Genomic DNA, 18,522 nt, shown 5'->3' with positions numbered 1-18,522 from the left:
CTGTCCTCGGGCGGTGCCCCGGGGTTGAGGTAGGTTCGGCGCGTGTCCACCTCGACTCCGGCAACTCTCAGCGGTATCCGGGAACTGGATTTCGTGGTCATCGTCAAGCAGGGCGCGGACGCCCGGCGACGGCTCTCCGACTGGCGTGAACGCCGATACCTGACCAGCGTGGCCCACGGGTCCATCCCGTTCGAGGGCGGAGACTGCTGGGACGACTCGACGCTGGAGCGTAGCGCCCAGCGCTACGTGCACGGCTTCCTCTTCCTCTCCGACTGGTACGCCGAGGTCGGCGAGGACGTGTCATTGCTCTCGGATGCCTGTGAGATGGCGATCGAGTGGGACCGCCGCTTCGGAGACCGCTACCCGGGCCCGGGCCACGCGGCCTCCGTGTCAGCGGGAGTGCCGGTGATGGCGTATCACGACGACGCGACGGCGCGTCGGCTGATCCAGCTCTCCCACCTGATGGAGAAGGCCGGGGACCGGATGAGCGCGGAGCACCATCACGCGCTTAGCGACTTCCTGGAGCGAACCGCAAGGCTGCTCGCTACTGAGGAGTTCTACGCAGGGGACAACAACCACGGGCTCTTCCAGGATCTCGCTATCGCGAAGTACCTGGCGGACGTCCGTCATGAACTCGACGCAGCCACTCAGGAGCAACTGACAGACACCGTCGCACGGCGACTGGAGAACAACCTCTTCACGGCGTTCACCGCGGACGGGGTGCACGTGGAGAACAGTCCGGGATACCACTTCATCGTCGCCTTGCTGCTCGCGGTCGGCGTCCCGGTGCTGGAGGCGCTCCAAGCGCCACGCGCCGGGGAGCTCCGCCAAGTCCTGCGCGGGACCGAGCGATTCGCGACCCATGTGCTCCGGCCGGACGGGACGCTGCCTCCTCTGGGGGACACCAAGCCCGTGCGTTGGGGGGAAGCGGCCCTGACGCGCAGCTACACCGGGCCGGGATTCCTCTGGTCCGTCACGCAGGGGCGCAAGGGAACTGCCCCGGTGGATAGGCATGCGGTCTTCCCCGATGCCGGGTACCTGGTCTACCGCAGCTCGTGGCACGACCTGTACGCGGACCACTGCCTCGTCAAGGCTGGCTATCGGTCGCACTACCACCACGCGGCGGATGACATTGCCCTGCTCATCACCAGTCGCCGCGTCCCGGTGATATCCGAGGCGGGTCACTACGGCTATGACCTGAAGGATCCCTACGTCCAGTACGCCTATTCGCAGTACGCCCACAACTCTGTCATCGTGGCTGGGCGCTCTCAACCCCGCGTGGCCGGACAGACAGGAGGGGTGGACTTCCAAGAGCTGCCGCCCACCGGTGAGCACGATGTGGTGAGGGTGCGTGGCGTCAATCAGCGAAGCGCGCAGTCGACGTGGACCAGGACGGTGTCGGTCCGCGAGCCCGGGAACGACCATCCCGGAGAGGGCGGTTACGACGGGCCCGTGGATTACGTCGTGGAGGACGACGTAGTCCTGCACGGCCCTTCCGAGCAGGACTACGAGGTGCGCTGGCACCTGACCCCGGGCATGAGGGCCGAAGCGACGGACGGTGGATTTCGCATCCTCATGTCCGGAGGTCTGCACCTCGCCGACCTGCTGTGGACCTGCGATCTTCCACTGACCGTGTCAACAGAGCAGGGCATCGACGGGCCGGAGCCGCGAGGTTGGGCCTTCCCTGAACCCGGCAAGAAGTGGCCGTCAACCGTTCTCGTCCTGCGTGGGCGCGGGCCCCGCCTGCGCCTGGTGACAACGATCCGGACACGCCGGTGAGACCGGGTCAGCATCCTTCGCGGTGTGTGGCATGGGTGAACGCGCGACCCACCCACGGAGGCAAATGATGACCGACCACCAGCCCGGCGACCTCTCCTATCTGTTCGTGGTGACCTATGGGCGTTCCGGTTCCACCACCCTGCAGGCGATTCTGAACTCTATCCCGGGATTTCTCATCCGTGGCGAGAACCGTCAGGTCCTGACCTCCCTGCACCAGTTCCACCGCACGCTCGTCAGGGAGCGGCGGAACTTCCGAGCCCAGCAGGAGCGCCGGGGGACCCCGGTCGGAGGGATGACGCCCTCCGACCCGTTCTACGGGATCGACGGGTACCCGGTGGAAACGGCGCTCGCGGAGCTCCGCCAACTCGTGACGTCCACGCTCTTGCGGCCGGAAGCGGACACCAGGGTCACCGGTTTCAAGGAGATCCGGTGGTACCAGGCTGACGTCGACGAGTTCGTCGACTGGCTGCGTGATGTCTTCCCAGGAGCCCGGTTCCTCATCAATACTCGACGCAAAGAGGATGTCGCTGCCAGCGGGTGGTGGGCCGACGATCCCCAGGCTCTACCTAAGCTCGACCGGATGGAAGCGGGGTTCACCCGGCTGCTGGAGAACCTCGGGCCTGCTGCCCACCACGTCCACTACGACGACTACGCCGGCCGCCCTGAGGCACTCGAGCCGCTGTTCGCGTGGCTGGGCGAGAACTTTGACGCCGAACGCCTCGCTCAGGTCATGTCCAAGCGGCACTCCTACTGACGTCCGCCGACGTGCCGACGGCCTCGGCGAGCGCGTCCCGGATGGAGACGACGTCGTCCACCTGAGCGCTGGGGCGGTAGCCACGACGGTCGAGCTCGCTTCCGGGGACGACCAGGGAAAGGACGTTCGCGCGCGTCCCTTCGTAGTCGCTGACCTTCGAGGGGAGGAACGGGTTGGCGACCGAGAATCCTCCGGTCTGGGTATCGGTGACCAAGAGGTGGTCGTAGCTCCCCGCCTCCTGCAGAAACTGGGTGTACGGCAGCGCGGACCGGATGCGGATGACATCGTCCACACCGCAGCGCTGGACCTGGGCGTAGCTGCGGGCGCGCTGTTCCGTGTGCACGTCGATCCGTAGGCGACTGCGCAACTCTGGGGGAAGCAAACGAATGGCTTCGGTGACCGCGCCCAGCCCACGGTTGGCATACAGGGTGCCGAAGTAGCCGATGCAACACAGGCGCTGATCGGTGTGAGGTCGGGACGGGGGTTCCGCCACCCAATGTGCAGGGGGGGTGGGGTGCGGTGAGATCTCGCTGCGGGCTTCAGCAGCCGTGGCCATCCTGTCGTTCCCGAGGTCCTCCAGCATGACGGTGCGTTGTTGCTCGTTGGTAAAGACCAACCGGTCGGCGAGGCCGAACGGGAGCGCCTGGATCAGATGCAGCATCTCACCACCTGAGTGCAAGAAGTCTCGATAGGGGGCCGGAAGCGACCTCAGCAGCCGACGCAGAACGGCGTCGTCGTCGGGAAGGGCGGGACTGGGGCGGTGCGAACCGTCGACCCGGTGCAGAAGTGGGTCGGAGAACTCTGCCAGCCACTCCACGTGAGGGTGCATCACCTTCACCATGGCCGCAAGCACGTGTGAGTGCGGCCACATCGACCGCGAGCGGACCGTGGCGTAGCGGGTCAGGGGTCCCCGCGCAGAAAGTCGCCGCATACCCCGGGTGGTGAACTGCCGGAGGCTCGGCCAGGCAAGGAACTGCGGACGTCCGGAGATGGTGTCGTGGTGATCGAGAAAGGGCGAGACGAGCCCAAGAAGGGTGTCGTCGCGGCGTCGTAGACCGGTCAGATCCTGGCTGACCACGTCTACCTGACGGCCCTCGGCGGCGACCCGTTTGGCCTGGGTGACCGCCGAGGCATCGGCGAATGGAGGGAAGTTGTAGGCCACGACCAGGTGGCGGTGCCCCATCATGCGGCAGCGAGACCGAGGCCGACCGATTCCAGAAGGAGGTGCAGGCGCGGATCGGCCTGGTGTCCGGACGGGTCGAGAAGCGTGCCGGCGTCGACGAGCTCGGCCAGCAGGACGCCCATCCCGAGCGTGTGCAGCCTCGCACCACGGGAGACGGGCGTGGTGCCGAACAGGTGCACGTTGGAGGCGACGGACAACGTCCGGCCGTAGGCTACACAGCCCTCGGCAACCGTCAAAGGCGCCAGGGCGATGGCCGACTCGTCCGGTGTGGGGGCGGGATGTGTGACGAGGTCGACGATGCGCACCTGCTTCGAGCCGCGGGGTATGGGCAGGGGGCGGTCTCCCACGGTCGACAGCGTCACGTAACGATCACCGAAGAACTCGGTGATCCGTTGCGCGGTCAGGGCGGAGACGGGGTGCGGCGTCTCCACCGGGCCGGCCACCCAGGGGGCGTGGACAAGGGCCAGGCCCACGGCGAGCCGGTCCGCCGAGGATGTGGCGGGCAGGTCCACGCCGATCTCGAGCGTGGGGACGGGCGGGAACCCGTCGAACTCACCAGGCACGCTGGTGATCAGGGTTCGGAGGCGGTCCGGGGTTACGGCGAATCTCATCGGGCCGCTCCTAGAAGGTCAGACAGGGTCATACCGCGACTCTCAGCACCGAGCCACAGCTCCACCGAGGACTCGTCCTTCACCGTCTCGCGCGCGGCGAGCAGAGCGGTCACGCCCTCCGTGGGTGTACTCGTCAGTCCCACGGCCAGGTGCACGGGGACGGTGTCTTCCTCGCGAAGCGTCCGATGCAGGGCTGTGCTGACTCCGGGGAGCCGACCGAGACGGGAGGTCGCCTCCGCCGCGTCTGCCGCGTCTCGAGCACGCACCACGACCCAGGCGGCGGTCTCGGGATCGTCGGCATAGAGCCGTGTCAGCTCATCGACCACCGCAGGCATCGGGGCTGACTCCAGCATGTCTCCGTCATCCATGAGCCGATCGATGCGGGTACGGCCCGCCACGACCGAACCGTGGGCGCGCTGCCGCAGGCGCCGCGCAGATGCGCCCGGCAGACCGGCGATCTGTAGCACGGCGAAGACCCGTTCATCGTTCCCGTCGGTGACCCAGGACTGCCGCAGCACCGTGTCATCGTCCGACACACGCTCGACCATCCCGATCAGGTCGGTCTCGGAGCTCCACACCACCAGGTCGACGCGATCACGCATGAGCTGTTCAGCGGCAGCCATCGCGTGCTCCGCAGCTGTCGCGGGAACAGGTTCGACGAGCCAGCCTCCGTCGAGATGGCCCGCGCGCAACAACCGGGTGAGACGAGCCGACGCCTCGTCGAGATCGTTGAGCAACATTTCGCTCGTCGTGGCGTCCGGAAGGATTTCGACCCGGGTACCGTCAGTGCGCTGGACGACCATGCCATTACGGATCAGGGCGAGCAGGAGGTCGTGAGGGTCGCTCAGGCGCTCGTCCATGGTCGAGAGCACCGCCCGGGTGGTGTCGACAGGCAGCAGGACCGAGGCCCACGGCCGTCGCTGCGTCGACCCTGGACCGTTCGGCAGCGCAACCAGTTGGTCCAGGTCGGAGCGCACCACGGTGACCGATGAGTCGGCAGGCATGACGTGTCTCCGACCGGTGTGGTCCAGCAGCTGCTCGAACCGGTTGGGCGGGTGCCAGGTCCCCGGGGCGTGCAGCGCCACGTGGGTCCCTCTGGCCTCCGTCAGCGCTCGCCACCACGGACCCGTAGGGGCCTCCACGACCCGGACGCGATCATCGCCCAGAGCTTCGGCGACGGAATGACCGTGCCCGGCGTCCACGAGCAGGAGCTCGAGATCCGTGAGGCTCTGGCCGAGGAGGTTGCTGAGCTCAGGGGCGGCGTCCTCCGCTGGTGTGTCGGCAAGCGCGATCACGCTGAGCAGTGGTGGCAGAACGGTGCCGAGACGCTCGGTCGTGTGCCGGTTGCGGGCGGTCGTGCCGTCCTCGGTGTGGATCCGACGGTTGTGGGCGATGGCAGCCGTCGCGGCGTCGTCGAGGGACGCGGCAAGACTGGAGGAGGGATGCCAGACGTGGTACATGCGGACGCCGGGGCGGTCGAACCAGTTGATGGGGAGCCCGTGTCGGCGCAGCCGCTTGGCGTAGTCGATGTCCTCACCGCCGTAGGTGTGCATCCGCTCGTCGTAGCCACGCAACCGTCCGAGGACGTCTCGATGGGTGGCGACCAGGCCACCCATACCCCATCGGGGACGAAGCATCGCCACGCGTGCGCAGGCCTCCCAGTCGACCTCTCGGACCGGCTCCGTGCCAGCGCCCGGCGGAAGGTCTCGGCACTGGAGGATGATGGCCTCGTCCGGCACCGCGGTGAGCCGGTGAGACACGGCTCTCAACGCGCCAGGGCTGAAGATCATGTCCGCGTCGGTGGCGTAGACCTGGTGTCCGCGCGTGGCCGCGAATCCGGCATTCAACGCACGGGAGCGGGACCACGTGCCGTCGGTCTCGGTGCGCACGCAGACAGCCCCGGCGCGTTCCGCTGCCGCCCGCACCGCCTCTGCGTCGACGCTGCCGTAGTCCGAGACCACCACCTCCGAGCTCACCTCGGCGAAACTGGCGTAGATCGAGGTGATGCATCGCTCGAGACGGTCAAGCCCCCAGTCCTTGAAGCCGATGACGACCGATGCGACTGGCTCAGACATCGACTGCCTCCGGGGTGTGGGTCGTAACGACGCGGGGAGCGCGGACATCGGCCTGGTCCAGGTCGAGGAAGCACAGGGTGGAGACGGCCTCGGAGGGGGGTGCTGGAGGGTCCACGAACTGGCGGACCACGAGCTCGAGCTTCGTCACCCCGTTCTCGTGCTGAAGGGGAGGTAACGGGAGCAGTTCTCCGGCAACCCCTATGGGTATATAGCAGAAGTCGGCGTCCAGCTGCTCGGACCGCGACCATCCCCTCCCGGCGGTGGGCACGAGCTCATCTCCCGGGTCGTAGCCGTGCACGGTCATCAGGTAGGCGCGCGGCCTCTCGATCGGACGGCTCAGCCGCACGGCGACCTGCCAGGACAGCACGGGCTGCTGGAGAAGGATGGTGTAACGCACCGCGGGCGTCATCGTGAGGACTCCTTGTCGGTCGGCAGCAGCCGGAAGATCGATGCCCGGTCGACGATCGGCAGCATCTGCAGGCGCTCGCCGAAAGCGTGTTGCCAGTCGGTGAGCACCTGCTGCTCCTCCTGGCGGACGACGTCGTCGAGAACGACCAGGGCATCTGGCGCCAGTAGCGGAGCCAGGTGCTGGAGTGCCGGCCGGCGTGCGTTCGGACCGGACCTGGCCGGAGGGCCGTCGACGACGAGGACGTCCACCTTGTGGTGCCCGACGGCTGACAGGATCGGATCCGGGTCGTACCACGATGCTCCATCCGCTCCCGGGATCAGCGGGGCGTGGACCAAGGTGCACACGCCCTGGAAATCGTAGTGATCGAGAAGCGACTGGGTGCGGTCCACGTGGTCCGTGTCGTGCTCGACCGAGACCAGGTGTCCGCCCGCCTGTGCGGCCATCGCCGCGAACCACGGCGTCCCGGATCCGCTGCCGAGCTCCAGCACGTATGCCGGTCGGCCGTGGCGGCGGATGATGTCCAGGATCGCTGCCGCGACGGTGTAGTCGATGGCCCAACCGCCGATCGGTGGCAGGAACCGTTCCGTGCCCAGGGTGGCCTGCAGGTAGTTGATCGCTGCGACCTCGCGGGCAGCCTGCCACCGTGTGGCCGAGGCGTGCCACCGGGATGACCTGCTCGCGGTCAGCACGTTGTCCAGGCGCTCGTCGAGACCGCTTTCTGCAGTCTCACCATCCGGGGGCGGCGGGGAAATTGCCACGGACCGCTCTTTCGTCGAGGGCAGGTTTGCCGCGACTATACCGTCGGCGATTCTGCGGTCGGTCCTGCTACGGTCGGCCTGTGCTGGCGGGTGGGACACATTCATGAGGGCTCGAGTCGAGTCGTGGCGCCGAGGTCTCTGGCACTTGCGCCATGGAGGGGTCGCCGCTCTTCGCCGTCACCGCGCGCGCCGTCACCTTCCCCGTAGCGACAGCCCATCTGCGACGGACTCCGCATACGATCCACGTCTCATCCCCACCTGGACGACCCCGCAACGGTCCCCCCGCCGGGCTTTGCGGGTCGGGGTCATCATGGACGACTTCAGTCTCCGAGCGTTCGCGTCGGAATGGCGTCAGGTCGAGTTGACGCAGCAGGGTTGGCGTGCGCAGGTGCAGGCTGAACCGGTGGACCTGCTCGTGGTCGAGTCGGCCTGGAACGCCAATCACGGTTCCTGGCAGTACGCGTTGACCGGATCCAGGGCGCCCGTCCCCGAGCTGCGCGCGCTGGTGGAATGGTGCGCGGGTCAGGGCATACCGACGGTCTTCTGGAACAAGGAGGACCCGGTCCACTTCGATGACTTCATCGACACCGCGCGCCTCTTCGACGTGGTCCTCACCACGGACGGCGACATGGTCACCACGTACAGGGACATCTTGGGTCACGACCGGGTGCACCCCATGCCGTTCGCGGCGGCGTCCTGGATCCACAACCCCGTCCGGCGGCATGGCCGACCCTTGCGCGACATCGCGTTCGCCGGTATGTACTTCGCTCACAAGTACCCGGAGCGACGAGCCCAGATGGACCTGCTCCTGGGGGCGGCCTGCTCGGTGAGCCCGCGCCTCGAGACGGGGCTGGACATCTTCTCGCGGTTCCACGGCGGAGATGACCGCTACCAGTTCCCCGCACCCTTCGACGAGTACGTCGTCGGTAGCCTGCGCTACGACCAGGTGCTGTCCGCGTACCGTGACTACAAGGTCTTTCTGAATGTCAGTTCCGTGCCGGACAGCAGCACGATGTGTCCCCGTCGTGTTTTCGAGATCAGCGCCTGCGCGACGCCGGTGGTGTCGACGCCCACGCCCGCCCTCGACAACGTCTTCGCCCCTGACGAGATGGTGACCGTCAGCGACCCCGAGCAGGCTCGCTGGACCCTGCGGGCCCTCGTCGGCAACGACGAATGGCGGGAGCGGCTGGCTCACCGCGCCGCCCGGCGCGTCCTGTCCGAGCACACGTATCGGCATCGCGTCGACGATCTTCTCGGCCACGTCGACCTGACTGTGCACCGAGTGACCGACCCGTCCGTCTCGGTGGTCACGGCCACCAACCGCCCTTACCAGGTCGAGCACATCCTGCGATCGGTCGCTACTCAGCGGGAGGTGCAGGCCCAGCTCGTCCTGGTCACCCACGGGTTCGACGCGCCACCATGGCTGCAGGACAAGGCTGACGAGCTGGGCCTCCCCAGCGTGGAGGTCAGGCAGGCGGAGCCGTCCCTCAGCCTTGGTGCGTGCCTGAATCACGGGATACAGGCCGCTGACGGCGATGTCGTGGCGAAGATGGACGACGACGACCTCTACGGCCCCCACTACCTCGCCGACCAGCTCCGGGCCCTCGACTACTCGGGTGCCGATGTGGTCGGCAAGCGAGCCCACCACATGCTCATCTCGGACACCGGCGCGCTCGTCGTCAGGTTTCCTTACTACGAGCGGATGCTGACCGACCTCGTCATGGGACCGACGCTCATGCTGCACCGAGACCTTGCCACCCGGTTGCCGTTCGCCGACCTGACCCGGGGAGAGGACACCGACTTCCTTCGGCGGGTGCTGCTCGAGGGGGGCCGGATCTACGCATCTGACCGGTACAACTTCGTGCAGGTCCGCCGGGACACCGGTCATACGTGGCAGGTGAGCACCGCAGAACTTCTGGCCAACGCCCGGGTCGTCGCCTTCGGTGCGGGAACCGAGCATGTCTTCGTCTGAGGGCGGCGGCGGGCGAGTAGGGTGCAGCGCGAAAGAACGTCAAAGAATGTGGGACACGTGAGAGACAGGGATATGCAGCAGAGCGTTGCAGTCGTCGGGCTGGGCTATATCGGACTGCCCACGGCGGCGATCCTGGCCAGCAATGGCGTCAAGGTCGTCGGTGTGGACGTCAACGATCGGCACGTCGATGCCGTCAACCGCGGGGAGGTGCCCTTCGTCGAACCGGATCTCGGCATACACGTCGCGGGGGCGGTGTCGCGGGGGCTGCTGAGCGCACGGAAAGATACGCCCAAGGCAGATGTCTACATCATCGCCGTCCCCACGCCCTTCACCGAGGGGTATCAGGCCGACCTGAGTTACATCGATGCGGCGACCGACGCCATCATTCCCCATCTCGAGGGTGGAGAACTGATCATCCTGGAGTCCACCAGCCCTCCAGGAGCGACCGAGCATGTCGGCCGTCGCGTGCTGGAGGCCCGACCGGAACTGAACCTCTCCGCCGAGCAGGACGACAAGACCGTCGACATCGCTCACTGCCCGGAGCGCGTTCTCCCGGGACGGGTGATGATCGAGCTGGTGGCGAACGACCGGATCGTGGGCGGTCTGACCCTTCGAGCGGCCGAGCGTGCCCGAGAGATCTATGCCATCTTCTGCACCGCGGACATCTTCGTCACGGATGCCACCACCGCCGAGATGGCCAAGCTCACCGAGAACGCCTTCCGAGACGTGAACATCGCTTTCGCAAACGAGTTGTCGATCATCGCCGAGCGTCTGGGCATCGATGTCTTCGAGCTCATTGGACTGGCCAACAAGCACCCTCGTGTCAACATCCTGCAGCCTGGCCCGGGAGTAGGTGGTCACTGCATCGCCGTCGACCCCTGGTTCATCGTCTCGGCCGTGCCCGAGCAGGCGAGACTGATCCGCACGGCCCGGGAGGTGAACGACTCCAAGCCGGGGTACGTGCTGGGCAAGGTCCTGGCCGCGGTGGAGGGCGTCGACGAGCCGGTCGTCGCCGCGCTGGGTTTGGCCTTCAAGCCAGACATCGACGACATGCGTGAGTCCCCCGCGCTGGACATCACCAAGCGCATCGCGGCGGAGCTTCCCGGCGGAAGAGTCCTGGCAGTAGAGCCCAACGTGACCGAACTGCCTTCTTCGATCAACGCCATCGAGAATGTCGCTCTCTCATCCCTCGACGAGGCAGTCATGCAAGCAGACGTCATCCTCCTGCTCGTCGACCACCGCGAGTTCAAGGCCATGGACCGCTCCCGGCTGGACGGCACCAAGGTCATCGACACCAGGGGGGTCTGGCGTTGACCCTCGGGCCGTCCGTAGCGAGCGTCTGGGACCGGAGCCTGCGCCGGGCCAAGGTTGGCTACTGGACGGCCCGGGCTCGGGTACGCCGCCAGCTGTCGGCTCGGCTCGTGTCCTCCGCCGGGGCTGAAGCACCTGCGGAGCCCGTCAGCTCCGGTCCCGCCGCCTCCAGAGCCCGCGCGCGTGAGCGGGCGACCGAGCATTGGAACGCTGGGAACAAGGCGGAGTCACTCGAGACCCTGCGTCAGGCACGGCTGCAGCACGGACCCGACACGTGGCTGTGCTTCGCGTATGGCACGCGAATGCTCCAGCTGGGTCACCGGATGGCCGCCCACCATGCCCTCCGGGACTCCCTCGAGCTCGACCCGACCAACCTGGACGCCCTGGAGTTCTTCCTCGATCTCGATCACACCACGACCGGTGTCACTGAGGGGAGGGTGGCCGTGCTGACCGCGTTGGCTCGCCGGCTCCCGGCCCGCGGCGCGGTGGACGCGGACGCCCTTGCGTTCCTGCTACCGGCCCTCACCCAGGACGACGTCGGCCACGCCGTGGCGACCTCTCTGAACGCGCTGGCCGCCAGCGAAGACCCTGTTGCCGTCCTGGCCGCGACGTACGCCGTCAACGACGCCGAGCACTGGACGGCCTCGGGCGACGACTCGCTCGACCGGAGGGCTCGTCTCCTGGTGCACCTGGGTCGCGGCGAGCACCGGGAGGCGCTGGCCGAGCTCGAGGCGTCCGGACCGAAGGAGATCCCGGCGCGAGCGCTACGGGCGACGTTGCGCCGCGAGCTGCGGGAGCGGTCGCCGGAGGTGGCGGTGGACTACCTGCAGCACTACCGGCGGGCGCGACCTGACGATGCCTGGGCCAGGACCAAGCTGCTGCGCCTGACTGAAGGGCCGATGCTCTCCCGTCTGGAGCTGATTCGTGAGGGCTACCCATTCCGGGTCCCGCGGACGGAGACGGCATACCCGACCGACAGGGGCCGCGCCCTCTACTGCGTCCACAACTCGCTTCCGCACCACTCCGCGGGTTACGCCACGCGAACCCAAGGTCTGCTCTCGTCGCTGCGTGCGCACGGCTGGGACGTCACCGGTGTGACGCGGCTCGGCTATCCCCAGGACATGCCAGGGTTCCAGGACACGAAGGAGAGCGCCGTCCACGTGGACGGCGTCGACTACCTGAGGCTCAGCGACAGTCAGATCCTGGAGCCGAAGAACCCGCTGCAGCGCTACGTCTCGCGGTATGCGGCCTCTCTGACGGAGCTCGCCGAGCAGCAGCGGCCATTCGTGCTGCACGCCGCATCCAACCACTGGAACGGGTTGAGCGTGGTCGAGGCCGCCCACGCACTCGGTCTGCCCAGCGTCTACGAGGTCCGTGGCCTGTGGGAGGTCACCCGCGCCTCCCGCAACCCTGAGCTCGCCGACAGTGACATGTTCCGCTTCATGTCCCGGATGGAGACCGATGCCGCGAGGCAGGCGACCCGCGTGCTCGCGATCACCGGAGCACTGCGCGACGAACTGGTCCGTCGGGGTGTCGACGAGGACAAGATCGTTCTGGTCCCGAATGGTGTCGACACCACCCGGTTCGTGCCACGCAGCCGCAACGAGGCCCTGGCGGCCGAGCTGGGCCTCGCTGGTCGGACCGTCATCGGCTACGTCGGTTCGATCCTCAACTACGAGGGCATCGACCTCCTGATCGACGCGGCCGCGACACTGCGCTCAGAACGGCGGGACGTCGGCTTCCTCCTCGTGGGGGACGGTGCAGAGCTGAGCGAGTATCAGGAGCGGGTGGAGCGCGAGGGTCTCGCAGACACGGTGATCTTCACCGGCCGGGTGCCGCACGAGCAGGTGGAGGACTACTACTCCGTCATCGACATCGCCCCCTTCCCACGTATGCCGCTTCCCGTCTGCGAGATGGTGTCACCGCTCAAACCTTTCGAGGCGATGGCCATGGGCAAGTCGGTCGTCGTGTCCGACGTCGCAGCGCTGACGGAGATCGTCGATGACGGTCGCACCGGCCTGGTCCATCGCAAGGGGGACGCCGACTCGCTGACGCACGCCCTGCGATCCCTGGTCGATGACCCGGGTCTGCGCGAACAGTTGGCGGACGAAGGACTGGGATGGGTGCGGCAGCACCGGGACTGGCGCGCGCTGGCACCACTCGTAAGCGAGGTCTACGAGGAGCTGGGCGGATCTCGCACTGCTGACCCTGCGCACGGACGGTAACCCGCTGACATGGAGTTCTCGCGCGACATGGCGACGAATCTGGCATTCGGCGCACCGTTCGACCCGACTGCAGCAGACGCCGCCAAGGCACGTGCGTTGGCTCAACGCAGACTCGAGCTCGCGCCCCATGCCGTTTGGCGGATGCCGGCGAACCTCACGTGGCGCGAGGACCCCTTCCGCGAGCCGAACTGGGTCGCGCAGTACCACATGCTGCGGTGGTTGGATCCCCTGCGCCGGCAGGCGGCTGCCGGCGAAGATGGGTTGATCGACACGTGGCTCGACATCGCAGGTTCCTGGATCCGATCCAACCCACCTGGTCGTGGGCGAGCGCGATACTCGTGGGCGGACATGGTCGAGGCCGCGCGAGCTCTGACGCTCTGCTTCGCCCTGCCTGTCCTGCAGGATCTTCGTCCTGATCACCTCCCCGAGGTGCTCGACTCACTGGTTGAGCATGGTGAGTGGCTGGCGGATCCGACCCACATCCGGTCCGGCAACCACGCCCTGCAACAGCATCAAGGCCTCCTGGTGCTGGGTGCGGTGCTTCAGCGGCCCGCGTGGGTGGATCTCGCGGTCGAGCGATCGGTCGACATGTTGCGCATGAGCTATGACGACGAAGGGATCAACGAGGAGGGGGCGCTGCAGTACCACCAGATCAACTACACGTGGTGGCGTCTACTGCGGCGGCGGATCGAGGTCATTGCCGGTGAGGCGCCGACGGAGTTCGATCGCATCCTGCTCGCACCGGTGGGGATGGCGCACGCCACCCGGCCGGATGGGCGGTACGAGCTCATCGGCGACACTGAAGAGTTCAGCCCAAGAGCGCTAGGGCACCCGGCCGTCGACTACGTCAGCAGTTCCGGCGCTGTCGGCGTAGCACCCGGTGAGCGGGTGCGCATCTATGAATCTGGCTACGTCTTCGGAAGGTCGAGCTGGGGAGATGAGGACACTCCGTTCGCTGACACGGCGTTCTACTCATTGCGCTACGGCCCCCAGGACCGCATACATGGCCACGCTGACGGAATGGCGCTCACGCTGTACGCGGACGGGGGCCAGCTCCTGGTCGACTCGGGGAAGTACGCCTACGACGCTACCGACCCCTATCGGGCGCACCTGTTGAGTCGGGAGGCGCACAACTCCTTGTCCGTCGCGGGCCACGAGTACGACCGAACGGCGGCGGTGGGCCTGGTGGAGTCCCGGCTGGGGAAGACGAACGAGTTCTTCCGGTTCGAGGACGTCGGCTACGACGGGGTCATCCTCACCCGCGAGGTGATCGTGTGCCTGGATCGAGGTCTGATCGTGATCAGGGACCGGTTCGATGCGGGCGCCGAGGTCGCTGTGAGCCAGTGGTGGCACCTCGACCCACGAGCCGGACACCGCACCGAACAGGATTCAGTCTTCGTTCGGGGGGATGGTAATGCACTGCGCCTGGCGTGGGTGTCGGGTCAGGGTGAAGTCAGGGTGACGAAAGGGACATCTCGTCCGATACAGGGCTGGTTCTCCTCACGGTGGCGCACGATCGTGCCCACGAGGACCGTGGAAGCGAGGGCGGCCGGGTGCAGGGGAGAACTGACGGTGGCGATGACCTTCCGTCGGTCTGAGGAGCCCCTCTCGATCGCGCCGGTCACTGACCAGGACGCATCCGATGTCTTCCGAATCTGTCGCGGCGAAGACATCTACGTAGCCACCTTCGGCGAGGGTGGTGGCGAGCTCGCTGACTGGAAAGCGAACCAGAATGGCGCCGATTGTGCTGTGAAGTAGGCTGCGAGGTCTGCCGTCTCGCATCATCCTTGGAGGCAACCTGTGCGCCTGTTCGTGGCCATACGCACGAAGAACACCGTGCCTCTTGCTGACCGTTCGGTGCTGCGGCAGCGGGTCGGCAACGCCAACGTGGCGCTTGACCGCGTTCAGCCGTGGCCTGCTGTGAACACAACCCAAGATCTTCGGTGGGTTCCGGGTGGCGGGCGCGTGGCCATGTTGTTCCGATCCAACGAGCCGACGACCTCGCCCGAACGCCTAGGGTGGATGGGCAACAAGAACCGCGCGTGGGCGTGGTCGGGAATAGTCGGGTCCCATCTGCTCGGCGCTCTCGGCGCCACCTCCGCAGAGTCCCTGCCGCCGGAGACCGCGTGGTCCGGGATGGGCAGTTTCGGACTCGTGGGTGCGTCGGCTTCCACTCTCGTGGGTATCACGAACCAGCACCGGTCCGAGGGCCTGTACTGGACCGAGACCGAAGATGTCGTCATCCTGAGCAATTCGGCGGCCGTCTTGAGCCTGATCCGCCACGGACAGCACCCTGTCTACAGTCGGTTGGGAATCGCGGGATTTCTCATGCACGGGCTGCCCTTCGCCGAATCGCTGCCATTTGCGGGTGTTGCTGTGGTGCCCGCAGCGGCGCAGTTCTGTTCGGACCCGAGGTCAGACTTCAGGATCATTCAGGACGAACCCGACATACGGAGCGAGGACGACCTCTCCGGGGTGGCCGAGCAGATCGCGGAAGGTCTCGTGGACTATGCGCGCGTCCTGACCCGGGGGGCCGGTGACGTGGTCGCCGCCATTACCGGCGGTAAGGACAGCAGACTCGTCGTGGCGGCCCTGCACGCCGCAGGTGTCGACTTCAGCACCTACACCAACGGGCTCCCCGAGAGCGGTGAAGGGGTCGTCGGGAGAGAAGTCACCGCAGCACTGGGGGTGTCGCACCGGTTGGTGAACCCTCCGGTGCAGCGGGGAGCCTCAGGTGGTGCAGTCGTCGTGGGGCGCCCCGAGGAACAAGCCTGGGCGACGCTGCGCTCCACAGGGGGAATGGGCAATGCCTTTACGGCCCTTCCGATGCCGTCGACCCTGCATGTGCCCATCACCGACAGGGCGAACCTCGGTGGTCAGGGCGGTGAGATCGTTCGTGGGGGCTTCGCCAGATATCTGAACGATGAGGTGCCGAGAACAGATCGTGCGGTCGCGATTCTGCGCAAGACCTGGTTCAACAACGAAGACGTCCTGACGCCGTTGGCGGTCGAGGCGGTGGAGGCGGATGTCCGCAGCGTATGGTCGGGCGCGATCGAAGATCCAGCACGTGCCCTGTTCGATGGATACGTCTCCCACCGGACGGGACGCTGGCTGGCCACCATGCGTCACGGTGAGTCGGTCGTCAATTCGCACACCACCCTCCTCATCAACAATCAGATGGTGAGGGCGCTACGTTCGCTCCCCTCATCAGCGCTCCTCGGGGAACAGATGGCCCATGCGGTGATGACGAATCTGGCGCCTCAGGTCGTCGACCTGCCGTTCTTCCGTGACCGGTGGGCCTTCGAGACAGAAGGGCCTCTCCCGAGCTACAAACCGGCGACCTGGGAGAATCGGGCCCCGTACACCGCTCATGACCAGCCCAGGGCGTCCTTCAACTGGCGGTCGGCCTTTACCCCGGGGCTCAGCGAGTTCTTCTTGGAGTACCTCATGTCGAGTCCGCAGAGCATGATCTTCGACGTGGTCGATCGTGAGGCAGTGGCGGCCATGCTTCGCGGTCGGCGATACCGAGCCCCCCTCGCGTGGGCGCTCTTCTCTGCTCAGTACATGCTGAGTGGTGACTGGCTCGGGGATCGTCCGTCGGACGTGAAATCTATCGAGATCGCGGTGCCCTCGTGAACCCGGACACCGAGCTCGCGCAGGTTGGCACGTTCATCTATGGCAGTTGCGTCAGTCGCGACACCTTTGAGTACCTACCGGCCAATTTCAAGCTTCGGAAATACGTTGCCCGACAGTCATTGGCCAGTGCGTTCACAGAGGCCGGCCACCTGAAGCGCGAGCTGACCCCCATCGCGTCGGCATTCCAACGGAACATGGTGCATGGTGACCTCGAGGGCAGCCTGGCTCGGCAGCTGCGGGAGATCTCCGGCGACGTCGACCTCCTCCTGGTGGATCTGGTGGACGAGCGGGGCGGTGTCATCGATGTCGGTGGTGCTTTCGTCACCAAGCTGAACGAGTTTTGGCAGGCTGGGGGACGCGAGGCAACTGCACAGCTTCCGCACCTCGCCTTTGGCTCGGAGGAGCATTTCATCCTGTGGAGTGCCGGGGCCCAGCAGTTCCTGGAACTACTGAAGGACCTCGGCCTCGCCCGACGGACCGTTGTCCTACGGACTCCGTGGGCGTCGCGATACGACGATGGCGAACCGCTGGCTGTGCCTACCTGGATGATGTCTCCCGCAGAGGCTGATGAGAAGTACGCTCGTTACTTCGCCGTCTTCGAGAGCGCGGGGATCACGTGCATCGACCTCCCGGAAGATCTCGCGCGGACACCTGCGGACCACCAGTGGGGACCGAGCCCCTTCCATTACGTCGCTGATGCCTATACCTTCCTCGCGCAGCACATCGTGGCCCGCGTCGAAGAGCTGGACTCTGAAGGCCACAGGTCCGAGCTCGACCGTGCGTACGCGCGGCCGTTCTCGGTCTACGGGGAACCATCGCCCGTGATGAGTCGCCGCGAAACGGACGCGTGGGGAGTCTTCGTAGACGTGTCGGGGTCGCAACAGGTGCCGACGGAGGGCCCGGTCTCGCGGTTTCTCACGGTGTGGGAGGGCGGTTACCCGCTCGACCTCATGATCGAGGATAATGGCGCGTCCACTACCCTGATCAGCTTTCATGCAGCACTCGGCGGTTCTGGGTTGCGCCCCCCTCTCTTCACCGGTCGGTCGGTGTCGGAGAACTCGGGTGTCAACCGGGTATTCATCTCTGATCCTGGCCTGTTGGCGTCGGCTGATCTAGGGCTGGCGTGGTACCTCGGGACCAGGACGTTGCCTTTGACCGACGTCCTTGTCGCAGTCCTCACCCGTGTTCAGATGTGGATCGGCGCGGAGCACCTGGTCTTCTTCGGGATGTCCGGCGGCGGTTTCGCGTCCCTCAACGTTGCCCACGAGTTTCCCGGGTCCCTCGCTGTTCCTGTCAACCCACAGACACGAATCGTCGATTATGCCGAAGTTCATTGGGCCGCTTTTGCGCGCGCTGCCTTTGGTTCCTCGTCGGTCGAGGAGTGCCGCTCGGCGCTCGAGGAGCATCCACGAGCCGACCTGCAGCGGGTCTATGCTCCGGGCTTCGACAACTTCGTCATCTATCTGCAGAACCGTACGGACGGTCACGTCATCAACCAGATGGTGCCGTGGCTCGACGCGGTCGGATGGGACGATCGGGCCCGTGTGCTGCTCGGGGACTGGGGGCGTGGCCACGTTCCGCCTCCCGGTCCGGTCCTGCGCTCCCTCCTGTCCGACGTGGCAGAGGTCGAAGGGGACTGGACGGCGTTGGCGGACCGTTGGGGGGCCCGTGTGCCGAGCCGTGACTGGGTGAGACAGGTCTCTGGTCGCTGACCTCTCGAGGTATCCCCGCCGTGGGTGCCTGCGTTCTCTCTGCGCTGAAGTACGGTGGTGCCGCCGGCGCGGGCACACCTAGGAAATCGGAAGATCG

Annotated in this window: 13 protein-coding genes; 8 read left to right on the top strand and 5 right to left on the bottom strand. The window is 66.6% G+C overall.

What is annotated here, in order from left to right; genetic code table 11:
- Positions 1-42 precede the first annotated feature (42 nt).
- Both FHD63_RS13750 and FHD63_RS13745 read left to right on the top strand, forming a co-directional pair.
- Positions 43-1,779, top strand: a complete 1,737-nt coding sequence (locus FHD63_RS13750; protein WP_139722519.1) for a heparinase II/III domain-containing protein — start codon at positions 43-45, stop codon at positions 1,777-1,779.
- A gap of 67 nt (positions 1,780-1,846) precedes the next feature.
- The gene (locus FHD63_RS13745) at positions 1,847-2,533 is read left to right on the top strand and encodes a sulfotransferase (protein ID WP_158296787.1); all 687 of its coding nucleotides are present in this window, start codon (positions 1,847-1,849) and stop codon (positions 2,531-2,533) included.
- Here the strand turns inward: FHD63_RS13745 and FHD63_RS13740 are convergent.
- From FHD63_RS13740 to FHD63_RS13720, 5 genes are read right to left on the bottom strand one after another with little or no spacing between them, the layout of a single operon-like run.
- A complete protein-coding gene (locus FHD63_RS13740; protein WP_139722517.1) occupies positions 2,508-3,695 on the bottom strand; it encodes a hypothetical protein in 1,188 nt (395 codons plus the stop codon). The genes FHD63_RS13745 and FHD63_RS13740 overlap by 26 nt on opposite strands.
- A 20-nt stretch (positions 3,696-3,715) precedes the next feature.
- Complete coding sequence (locus FHD63_RS13735; protein WP_139722516.1) at positions 3,716-4,327, bottom strand: hypothetical protein; 612 nt, start codon at positions 4,325-4,327, stop codon at positions 3,716-3,718.
- A complete protein-coding gene (locus FHD63_RS13730) occupies positions 4,324-6,402 on the bottom strand; it encodes a glycosyltransferase (RefSeq protein ID WP_158296786.1) in 2,079 nt (692 codons plus the stop codon). The genes FHD63_RS13735 and FHD63_RS13730 overlap by 4 nt, the downstream gene beginning before the upstream one ends.
- On the bottom strand, positions 6,395-6,811 hold the full coding sequence (locus tag FHD63_RS13725; RefSeq protein ID WP_139722514.1) for a hypothetical protein: 417 nt from the start codon (positions 6,809-6,811) through the stop codon (positions 6,395-6,397). Before FHD63_RS13725 ends, FHD63_RS13730 begins: the two co-directional genes overlap by 8 nt.
- Positions 6,808-7,569, bottom strand: coding sequence for a class I SAM-dependent methyltransferase (locus FHD63_RS13720; protein ID WP_158296785.1), 762 nt, complete (start codon positions 7,567-7,569; stop codon positions 6,808-6,810). The genes FHD63_RS13725 and FHD63_RS13720 overlap by 4 nt, the downstream gene beginning before the upstream one ends.
- Before the next feature lie 310 nt (positions 7,570-7,879).
- On the opposite strand from FHD63_RS13720, the gene FHD63_RS13715 reads away from it, so the two are divergent.
- From FHD63_RS13715 to FHD63_RS13690, 6 genes are all read left to right on the top strand, one after another.
- Positions 7,880-9,541, top strand: a complete 1,662-nt coding sequence (locus tag FHD63_RS13715; protein ID WP_238705677.1) for a glycosyltransferase family protein — start codon at positions 7,880-7,882, stop codon at positions 9,539-9,541.
- Between the two features lie 72 nt (positions 9,542-9,613).
- Positions 9,614-10,855 carry a UDP-N-acetyl-D-mannosamine dehydrogenase gene (gene wecC, locus FHD63_RS13710; protein ID WP_139722511.1) on the top strand — a complete coding sequence of 414 codons (1,242 nt, stop codon included), beginning with the start codon at positions 9,614-9,616 and terminating at the stop codon, positions 10,853-10,855.
- A 107-nt stretch (positions 10,856-10,962) separates the two neighbouring features.
- Complete coding sequence (locus FHD63_RS13705) at positions 10,963-13,077, top strand: glycosyltransferase family 4 protein (protein WP_139722510.1); 2,115 nt, start codon at positions 10,963-10,965, stop codon at positions 13,075-13,077.
- Positions 13,078-13,086: 9 nt separating this feature from the next.
- Positions 13,087-14,835 (top strand): heparinase II/III domain-containing protein, encoded by a 1,749-nt coding sequence (locus FHD63_RS13700; RefSeq protein ID WP_139722509.1) that lies wholly within the window; start codon positions 13,087-13,089, stop codon positions 14,833-14,835.
- A gap of 42 nt (positions 14,836-14,877) precedes the next feature.
- Positions 14,878-16,713, top strand: a complete 1,836-nt coding sequence (locus FHD63_RS13695; protein WP_139722508.1) for a hypothetical protein — start codon at positions 14,878-14,880, stop codon at positions 16,711-16,713.
- Positions 16,710-18,425 carry a DUF6270 domain-containing protein gene (locus FHD63_RS13690; protein ID WP_139722507.1) on the top strand — a complete coding sequence of 572 codons (1,716 nt, stop codon included), beginning with the start codon at positions 16,710-16,712 and terminating at the stop codon, positions 18,423-18,425. The genes FHD63_RS13695 and FHD63_RS13690 overlap by 4 nt, the downstream gene beginning before the upstream one ends.
- Positions 18,426-18,522: the final 97 nt, after the last annotated feature.

This window comes from Serinicoccus chungangensis (assembly GCF_006337125.1).
GTDB classification, from domain to species: Bacteria; Actinomycetota; Actinomycetes; order Actinomycetales; family Dermatophilaceae; genus Ornithinicoccus; species Ornithinicoccus chungangensis.
Note: the sequence above shows the minus strand (reverse complement) of the source record. Positions and strands in the feature narration are given on the sequence as shown.